This is a genomic window from Variovorax sp. P4_D9, from assembly GCF_056401695.1.
The window spans coordinates 1-8,775 of the sequence record NZ_JBFUIU010000373.1 but is presented as its reverse complement, the minus strand read 5'-3'; the positions used below and the strand labels follow the sequence as shown (position 1 = coordinate 8,775).

Here is an 8,775-nt window from a genome sequence, read left to right as displayed (position 1 = left end):
AGACAACCTCGATGTGGTCCATGCGCGCGGCGACCGCCGCGGCCATGCCTTGATCGAAGTCACGCCGACGGCGCTGCGATGCGACTTCCGCACCACCGCGCACCCGGTGCTGGCCGATGCGCGCTTCGAGACCGAGGTCCGATTCGAAGTCGAGGCCGGCCGCGCCGGCGTGCAGCCGGGCGGTTGAAGCGCGTGTCAGGTCCGCCGAAAGAATCAGCTTCGACGGCGTGGCACCTCGATCAGCAATTCCGGGTTGAAGTTGTCCTGCTCCCCTTTGCCCAGGTACCCCAGCGGGTTCGCGACCACGCGGCAACCGTTCTTCGCATAGTCGAATTGGCAGTGCAGGTGGCCGTGCAGCCAGAGCTCGGCCTGCGGCAGCAGATGGTCGAGGTTGTTGCAGAAGCCGGCGGTTCCCGGGCTCAGGCCGTAGCGCGGATCGGCACTCGACAGGGTCGGCGCGAAATGCGTGATTGCCACGGTCGTTCCCTCGAAAGGTTGGACCAGAGCCTGGCGCAGCCATGCCTGGCATATAAGTGAGTGCTCCCTCAACGCGTCGGCGAGGAAGATCTTTCCGTCCCGCTGGGTGGCCGCCTTCTGCAGGTAGAAGTTGGCGGCCCGCATCGCCTTGCCGCGCTTTGTGAGTGCGTCGGCGAGGCCGTCGGTCGGCTCGACCAGGGCGTCGAAGTCGGCCCACAGCGTGGTGCCGATGAAGCGCACGCCGTCGATGACCCGCGTCTCGCGTTCGAGCCAGAGGATGTCCAGCGCCTCGCAAGTCTCGCGCAGCCGCTGGTGCACCGCATCGAAATCGGCGTTGTCATACTCATGGTTGCCCGGCACGTAGATCACCGGCGTCGGCCAGCCGTGGCGGGGCGAGAAGCGGGCCAGGCCGAAATCCGGCTCCACCAGCGACGAGCCTTCCTGGTAGGAGCCGATGTCGCCTGCCAGCACCAGCAGGTCGGCTCCGGCAGCCGGCGCAATCTGCAGGTGCGGGTGCACCTCGATGTGGAGGTCCGAGAGCAGTTGAAGCTTCATGGATGCAGTCTAGAGGATGAGGTTATGCGTTTCCCGCATGACTTTCTCCTTGAAGAATTGGGGAAAACCCTTAATCTTGTTACATCGTCATTTCGCGCCGCCCGAAAAGGCTGCGCACCATCATGTTTCATCTCATTGCCCTCGTGGCCCGATTTCTCCGCCCGACCGACAAGGCCGTCGATGTCAGCCCGGCCGCCATCCTCATGCAGAACGCCGACAGCCGCGCCGGCCTCGATGCACACCACGCGCAGGAACTGCGCGCCGCCGCCAGCGCCTGGCTGTCCGTCGTTCGCTGATGATCAAGCTGCCGGATCGGGCCGCGATCCTGTAAACGCTGCGCCGGCCGAGCGCAGCAGTGCCTGCCGCAGCCAACCATGCGCGCGCGCGTGTTGCGCCCGCCGATGCCACAGCGCATCCACGTGCACCAGCGGCTGGTCGAACGGCAGCTCGCGCAGCACCAACTGGTCCTCGATGCCGGTCACCCGGGCGAAATGCCGCGGCATCACGGTCAGCAGGTCCGAATTGGAGACCACCCGCCCGGCCGTGAAGAACTGGTTCACGGTGACCACGATGCGCCGTTCGCGCCCCAGGGCGCCCAGCGTCTGGTCGATGAAGCCGTAGGGCCGGCCCGAGAAGCTCACGAGCAGATGCCGTGCGGCACAGAAGTCATCGAGGGTCAGCGGCGCATCCGCCAGCGGATGGCCACGGCGCATCACGCACACGTATTGCCCGACATACAGCCGCTGGGACTCGAAGGGCTCGCCGACACCGGATTGCCCGCGCGCCGCCAGGGTGGCGATGACGGCCGGAAAGTAGCCGATCGCGACATCCACCTCTTCCTGTTCCAGCATGCGGCGCGGATCGCGGGTCGTCAGTGGCAGCACCCGCAGCGAAACGGCCCGCGCTTCCTCCTCGACGATCCTGATCAGGCCCGGCATCAGCTCGGCGGCGGTGGCATCGGCCATGGCCAGCAGGAAGGTGGTGTCGGCGATCCCGGCATCGAATTCGCCCGGGGCCAGCGTGTGCTGCAGTTGCCGCAGGGCGTCGCGCACGGTCGGCCAGAGCGCCAGCGCCCGCGGCGTCGGCTCCACGCCGGCACCGGCGCGCCGCACCAGTTCGTCGCCCAGCACCTCGCGCAGCCGCCGCAGCGCATTGCTGACCGCCGGCTGGGTGATTGCCAGGTTGCGCGCGGCGCGCGTGAGGTTGCGCTCTGCCATCACCTCGTCGAAGACGCGTAGCAGGTTCAGGTCGAGCGTGCGAAAGTTGACATCCATAAATGCTGTGAATGATAAACATCAGCAGGATAAAGTAGCAAAACATTAGGGTAACCCCTAATATCACCCCATCGGCTTCGGCCACTCGTCCCTTTCAGGAGGATCACCATGACCAGTTTCATCCACGTTGAAAAGCCCGCCACCCACCCCGGCATCGTCCGCGCCGAGGCGGTGATCGACCGTGTCCGCGCCGCCCGCCGTGGTCTCGATGGCGCCCGTGGCCTGGCAGTGCTGCTGCTGTCGGCCATCGTGTCGTCCCTGCTCGTCGTCGCCGACTGGCTGATGTCGAACATCGACGAAGGCGGCCTGCTGGTGGCCTGGGTCGTGCTGTGGGGCGTGGCCTTCGTCGGCCTGGCGCTGTTCGCCGGCACCGCGCGCTCGCTGGCCGTTCGCGCCGCGACCTTCGCCCGCGATGTCGCCAAGCGCCGCGCTGCTGCCCGTGCCGACGAGAAGTTCCTAGCCTATGCCCAGTTCGATCCGCGGATCATGAAAGAAGTCAACGTGATCGCCACGCACCAGCAAGCCTCGGCCGACCTCCCCACCCCGTCGCTTCATGAAGCCCTGCGCCGCGTCAACCTCGGCCAGTACTACTGATCGATCCGCCGGCCTTCGGGCCCGACGCAAGAAAGCCGCCCTGGGGCGGCTTTCTCGTGGACGTTCGACACTGAGTTCGCCGCCGGGCCGCCCCAGGCGGACTGCACCCCCAGCGAGTACACGCAGTGACGCGTGGGGGCTCTACGCCTTCAGGCCGCGAGGCGCTTCTCGATCGCTGCCTTCGTCGCCGGCAGTTCCTTCGGCAGGTGGTGCGAAAGTTGCTCGAACAGCTCGGCGTGTAGCTTGAGCTCGGCCTGCCAGGCGGCCTTGTCGATGCTGGTGACGGTGTCGAACTGCTTGGCGCTGAAATCGAGGCCGGTCCAGTTGAGATCCTCGTAGCGCGGGCTGACGCCGAACACGTGCTCGCTGCCTTCGGCCTTCTGCTCGATGCGGTCGATCATCCACTTCAGCACGCGCATGTTCTCGCCGTAGCCGGGCCAGACGAACTTGCCGTCCGCGCCTTTGCGGAACCAGTTGGTGGTGTAGATCTTCGGCAGCTTCGCGCCCGCAGCCTCGAGCTTCTTGCCGAGGTCGAGCCAGTGCTGGAAGTAGTCGCTCATGTTGTAGCCGGCGAAGGGCAGCATCGCGAACGGATCGCGCCGCACCACGCCCTGCTGGCCGGCGGCCGCGGCGGTGGTCTCGGAGCCCATGGTCGCGGCCATGTAGACGCCTTCGACCCAGTTGCGGGCCTCAGTCACCAGCGGCACCGTGGTCGAGCGGCGGCCGCCGAAGATGAAGGCGTCGATCGCGACGCCCTTTGGGTCGTCCCAGGCGTCGTCGAGCGCCGGGTTGTTGATCGCGGCCACCGTGAAGCGGGCATTGGGATGGGCGGCCTTGGCGCCGGTCTCCTTGGCGATCGCGGGCGTCCAGTCATTGCCCTGCCAGTCGATCGCGTGGGCCGGCGCTTCGCTCATGCCTTCCCACCAGACGTCGCCGTCGTCGGTCAGCGCGACGTTGGTGAAGATCACGTCGCGGTCGAGGCTGGCCATGCAGTTCGGATTGGTCTGCATGTTGGTGCCGGGGGCGACGCCGAAGTAGCCCGCCTCTGGGTTGATCGCGTAGAGCTTGCCGTCGGCACCGGGCTTGATCCAGGCGATGTCGTCGCCGATGGTCGTGACCTTCCAGTCTTCGAAGCCGGCCGGCGGGATCAGCATCGCGAAGTTGGTCTTGCCGCAGGCGCTCGGGAAGGCGGCCGCCACGTGGTACTTCTTGCCGGCCGGGTTGGTCACGCCGAGGATAAGCATGTGCTCGGCCAGCCAGCCTTCGTCGCGGCCCATGTTCGAGGCGATGCGCAGCGCGAAGCACTTCTTACCCAGCAGCGCGTTGCCGCCGTAGCCCGAGCCGTAGCTCCAGATCTCGCGCGTCTCGGGGTAGTGGACGATGTACTTGGTCTTGTTGCAGGGCCAGGCGACGTCTTTCTGGYCGGCTTCCAGCGGTGCGCCGACCGTGTGGACGCAGGGCACGAACTCGCCGTCGTCGCCGAGCACGTCGAACACCGCCCTGCCCATGCGGGTCATGATCTTCATGTTGACCGCCACGTACGGGCTGTCGGACAGCTCGATCCCGATGTGGGCGATCGGCGAGCCCAGCGGGCCCATGCTGAAGGGCACCACGTACATCGTGCGGCCCTTCATGCAGCCATCGAACAGCGGCTGCAGCGTGGCGCGCATCTCGGCCGGAGCCATCCAGTTGTTGGTCGGGCCGGCGTCTTCCTTCCTGGCGGAGCAGATGAAGGTGCGGTCTTCGACACGGGCGACGTCGCTCGGGTCGGACGTGGCGAGGAAGGAGTTGGGCCGCTTGGCCGGATTGAGCTTCTTGAGGGTACCGGATTCGACCATCTGCTGACAGAGGCGGTCGTATTCTTCCTGGCTGCCGTCGCACCAATGGATGCGCTCGGGCTTGCACAGAGCGGCCATTTCGGCCACCCACGCGATCAGCTTCGCGTTCTTGACGTAGGAAGGTGCCTGCATGGCGAGACCCTTCAGCGGTGCGTTCATCGTCTATCTCCTAAGTTGTAAATCGTCTTTTCGAACGGGACGCGACGCACGGGGCGATCGAAATCCGTTGGAGAAAACGCTTCCGTCTAGGGAGGTGGCCGGATGGAAGCCCGTTTGAACCGGGGAGGGGTCGTCGTGGCGACGACCGGTTCGGCTGCGGCAGGTCGCGCCCCGCAGGCGGCACGAAGTGCCCTGCGGTGGCGCTACCAGGTTCAGGCCATGTAGATGGCGATGGAAGCCAGGAGGAGCATCAGCACCCCGCCTGCCAGCGGCAGCACCAGGGGCATGAGAGGGACGATCGACTCGACCGCGTCTGTTTCGACCGCGGCGGCGTGGCCGGGTTCGATGGGGGTGGGGTTGGACATCGGGATTCCTTGGGTTCGCAAGACTGGGACCATTTTACCGACTGATACGCAGGCAGCGATGTAGGGGGTTGCCAGACATTCTGGGTGCTCTCGCTGGGCGACTTCTTGTGGGACATCAATCATGGACGAAGTCAGTGGGCACTAGGCCATGAATTGCTGCATGCGAAATTTCGTCATCAGTTTTCGGAAGTGGCTCAAGGTCTTGGTGGGACGGGACGACATGCAGAACCGGGCGCGCGCCCTAATCTCGCCACCCATGAGTTACTTAGACAACGATGGCGTGCAAAGCATGGGCGTCATCGAGTCCGGTGATCCCGGTCTGACCTACAGTGCGCATGCGCGCAGCCTGGTCGACCATGCGCCCAAGGTCGGTGCGGCCAAGCGGCGCAAGGTCCTCAACTATCCGGGTCCGGGCCTCCTCCACATGACCCAAGGAAGAGTGGCGCCGGCTGCCGCGCAGTTGCAAGGGGCTTGGCTCGAAGGCCTGGGACTGTCGGGTCATGCCGGGCACCGGGTGCGCGTTGCCGTGGTGCACAGCGCATCGTTGTCGCCGGTCTCGTCTGTATTTTCGATGCGGTCCCTATCGATCCGTCCTGGCCTGCGGTGCGAGCACCATCCCTTCCGACTCTTTCGCCCGTCACCCCACAGATTCTGCGATTGCCGTTGTGCTCAGGTCCGGGCTCGACGTCCGCTCCCTGAGCGGCACGGTGCCTCGATCTGCCTGGCTCGAGATCCAGGGCGGCCTTCCACGGAGGCCGTGCCAAGGCGCTACCGACAACCGTCCCCCAATGCCCCGACCGCGCTGTCCGCTTGCGCGTCGTGTCCACACATCGAATGCGAGCGGCCCCGCCACTGATGCCTACCCCCAATGAACTTCGTGTTTGCCTATCGCCGCTTGGCAATTGCGGCCTTGCTGGCCCTTACTTTCTCGGGGCTTGCCTCCGCTCAACTTGAATCGAAATGCCGCTGCTCCCAGCGCGACCGATACCGCCGGCGATCTCGTGATCTACAACGCGGTCGAGCCCCTGCAAACCGCGCCGCCGACGCGGAGGAGCACCACGCCCGCTGCGCCGGTGCCGCGGGTGGTCCCGACCACGCCGCAGGGCTTCGACTACCGTGCCAATGTGCAGAGCGATGTCTTCGGCGCGCTATTCGTGTACCGGCCCGGGCTCTACAGCGGCACCAGCATGGACAGCCTGCTGCACTTCCTCGACCAGGCCGGCGGCATCGATCCGGAGCGCGGCTCATTCCTCGTGTGCAGATCAAGCGCGGCGCGCAGGTGCGAGCGTCCATAAACCTCTATGACTTTCTGCTGAACGGCAGCATGTCGCTGCACCAGATCGGCAACGGCGACGTGATCTTCGTCGGGCCGCGGCAGAGCATGGTGAAGGTCAGCGGCTTGGCCGAGAACGCCAAGCGCTTCGAGTTCTCGCGCACCGCGAAGCCGACCGTGGCCGAGCTCGCGCGCCTCGCCAAACCTGATCCCAAGGTCACGCACGTGCGCGTGGTGCGCAACACCGGAACCACGCGCACCTACCCGCTGGACCTGGCGGGGAGCGTGCATGTGGAGGCGGGTGACGAACTCGAGTTCACCGCGGACAAGAAGCCCGGAACGATCACGGTGCGGGTCGAGGGCGAGCACATTAGCGCGCAGGAGTATGTGCTGCCATATGGCACGCGCATGCGCGCGCGCCAGTCGCTTGATCAAGCCGGCGTAGTCGGTATAGCCCCGGCTCATCGGATGGTGCTTGATGACCAGCACCGTATCCGCAGGCGCATGCCCTCAAAAGAGCCGATCACCTCTTTGACGAATTCCTCCACCGAATCGAACTTCGAATGCACGAGGATCTGCGCGTCGTTGAAGACCGCGGCACCAGGAAAAACTTCTTGTCCCACTGCGTGCGGAGGCGCTCCAAGGTGCCGTGCTGCAACACCCGGTATTTGAGTTTTCGCCAGCCCGAGCGCAGCCACGGCCAGGCTTCTGTCAGGGACAGGGTGCGATGGTGTACGTAACGTGGAAACCACGGCTTGCCCAGGCTGCCGATCGCAAAGTAAAGGAAGGCCCACAAGGCCATGTGCCAGTAGGTGTTGCCCAGATCCTTGCGCGGCCGTCGGCCCGCTTCGGGCTGATTCAAGTAGAAATCGGGTGATCTCGGCACCTGCGAATGGCCGTTCACGCCATGGAGGTCATGTAGTGAGGGCGCAAATGGCCTTCCTCGAACACGCCGGCTTCCAGCCCGCGCCCCACCGCGATCCTGTGGGCCGCCACATGGATCGGCCGGCAGTCGCCGAACAGCAGCACCACGTCGACGTCCAGCCGCTCCAGCAGCGCTTCCAGCCACGCCGGCCACTTGGCCATCGCGCCCTTGAACCTGAAGGCAGGCCGTCGGTAGAACAGCCAATCGCCGGCATTGAAGTTGACCTTGAATACGGTGGCCCCGGCAGCCTCGAGATCGTGCGCAAGCCGGCTGAAGAAAGGCCCCACCGGGCCTTGCAACAAGAGGACGCCCTTTCCTCGGAAGGCCTGAATTCCGCGTTCGATCATGACGGCCGCGAGGCTAATGCCGAACCCGCAAAAGGCGCGCCTCTTGCGAAGCAGCCTTTTCCCTCCCACGAAAAGGAATCGCCTGACTCAGAAGGCGACCGATGGCGCCTAGCGCTGCTCCACAGCCTCGAAACCCGCCTCCCGCAAGGCCTCCAGCACCGCGGCCAGGTGCTCCCGTCCACGGGTCTGCAGCACCAGTTCCACGTCCACGTTCTGCGCCGCCAGCATGGTGAAGGCGCGCTGGTGGTGCACTTCGTCGATGTTGGCCCCCGCTTCGGCCACGGTGGCGGTGATGTGCGCGAGTGAACCCGGCACATCGCGCGCACTGACCCGCACCCGCGCCAACCGACCCGCGCGCACCATGCCGCGCTCGATGATGGCGGCCAGCAGCAGCGGATCGATGTTGCCGCCCGACAGCACGAGCCCGACGCGCTGGCCCCGGAACTGCTCGGGGTGCCGGATCAGCGCCGCGAGCCCGGCCGCGCCCGCCCCTTCGACGAGCGTCTTCTCGATCTCGAGCAGCATCAGCACCGCCTGCTCGATGTCGCCCTCGTCCACCAGCAGCAGGTCGTCGACCTCGCGGGCGATGATCTCGCGGGTCAGCATGCCCGGTGTGCCCACGGCGATGCCCTCGGCGATGGTGCTGGTTCCCTGGGGATGGTGGGTTCCGAGCACCGCATTCACCATCGCCGGGAAACGCGAGGTCTGGACACCCACGATGCGAATGCCCGGTCTCCGCGCCTTGGCAGCCACCGCCATGCCGGCGATCAGCCCGCCGCCGCCGACCGATACCACCAGCACGTCCAGATCGGGCACCGCATCCAGCATTTCGAGGGCCACCGTGCCCTGGCCGGCGATGATCGCTTCATCGTCGTAGGGATGGACGAAGGCCAGCCCCTCGCGCTCGGCCAGCGCCAGCGCGTGCGCGCGGGCGGCGTCCAGCGTGTCCCCGTGGAGCACCACTTCGG

The 8,775-nt window shown here is 66.0% G+C and carries 8 protein-coding genes and 2 pseudogenes; 4 read left to right on the top strand and 6 right to left on the bottom strand.

Annotated features, from left to right (window positions below; translation table 11 throughout):
- Positions 1–187 (top strand): annotated as a pseudogene (locus tag AC1DY5_RS31480) (alkaline phosphatase D family protein); the annotation flags it as partial.
- 26 nt (positions 188–213) lie between these two features.
- Here AC1DY5_RS31480 and AC1DY5_RS31475 read toward each other — a convergent pair.
- A complete protein-coding gene (locus AC1DY5_RS31475) occupies positions 214–1,032 on the bottom strand; it encodes a metallophosphoesterase (protein WP_478117850.1) in 819 nt (272 codons plus the stop codon).
- 122 nt (positions 1,033–1,154) lie between these two features.
- Between AC1DY5_RS31475 and AC1DY5_RS31470 the strand changes: the two genes are divergently transcribed.
- Positions 1,155–1,328 carry a hypothetical protein gene (locus AC1DY5_RS31470; RefSeq protein WP_478117848.1) on the top strand — a complete coding sequence of 58 codons (174 nt, stop codon included), beginning with the start codon at positions 1,155–1,157 and terminating at the stop codon, positions 1,326–1,328.
- Positions 1,329–1,331: 3 nt separating this feature from the next.
- Here AC1DY5_RS31470 and AC1DY5_RS31465 read toward each other — a convergent pair whose 3' ends face one another.
- Complete coding sequence (locus AC1DY5_RS31465) at positions 1,332–2,306, bottom strand: LysR family transcriptional regulator (RefSeq protein ID WP_478117846.1); 975 nt, start codon at positions 2,304–2,306, stop codon at positions 1,332–1,334.
- 108 nt (positions 2,307–2,414) lie between these two features.
- Between AC1DY5_RS31465 and AC1DY5_RS31460 the strand changes: the two genes are divergently transcribed.
- Entirely contained in the window at positions 2,415–2,900 is a 486-nt protein-coding gene (locus tag AC1DY5_RS31460; protein ID WP_478117844.1) for a hypothetical protein, read from the top strand.
- Between the two features lie 149 nt (positions 2,901–3,049).
- On the opposite strand, the gene AC1DY5_RS31455 is transcribed toward AC1DY5_RS31460, so the two are convergent.
- Both AC1DY5_RS31455 and AC1DY5_RS31450 read right to left on the bottom strand, forming a co-directional pair.
- Entirely contained in the window at positions 3,050–4,897 is a 1,848-nt protein-coding gene (locus AC1DY5_RS31455) for a phosphoenolpyruvate carboxykinase (GTP) (RefSeq protein ID WP_478117843.1), read from the bottom strand.
- Positions 4,898–5,109: 212 nt separating this feature from the next.
- On the bottom strand, positions 5,110–5,262 hold the full coding sequence (locus AC1DY5_RS31450; protein WP_478117842.1) for a hypothetical protein: 153 nt from the start codon (positions 5,260–5,262) through the stop codon (positions 5,110–5,112).
- 950 nt (positions 5,263–6,212) lie between these two features.
- Here AC1DY5_RS31450 and AC1DY5_RS31445 point away from each other — a divergent pair.
- Complete coding sequence (locus AC1DY5_RS31445) at positions 6,213–6,557, top strand: hypothetical protein (RefSeq protein WP_478117852.1); 345 nt, start codon at positions 6,213–6,215, stop codon at positions 6,555–6,557.
- Between the two features lie 501 nt (positions 6,558–7,058).
- Here the strand turns inward: AC1DY5_RS31445 and AC1DY5_RS31440 are convergent.
- Positions 7,059–7,621, bottom strand: a pseudogene (locus tag AC1DY5_RS31440) (capsular polysaccharide export protein, LipB/KpsS family).
- 294 nt (positions 7,622–7,915) lie between these two features.
- On the bottom strand, positions 7,916–8,775 hold an 860-nt coding region (locus AC1DY5_RS31435), incomplete at its 5' end, for a pyridoxal-phosphate dependent enzyme (protein ID WP_478117841.1).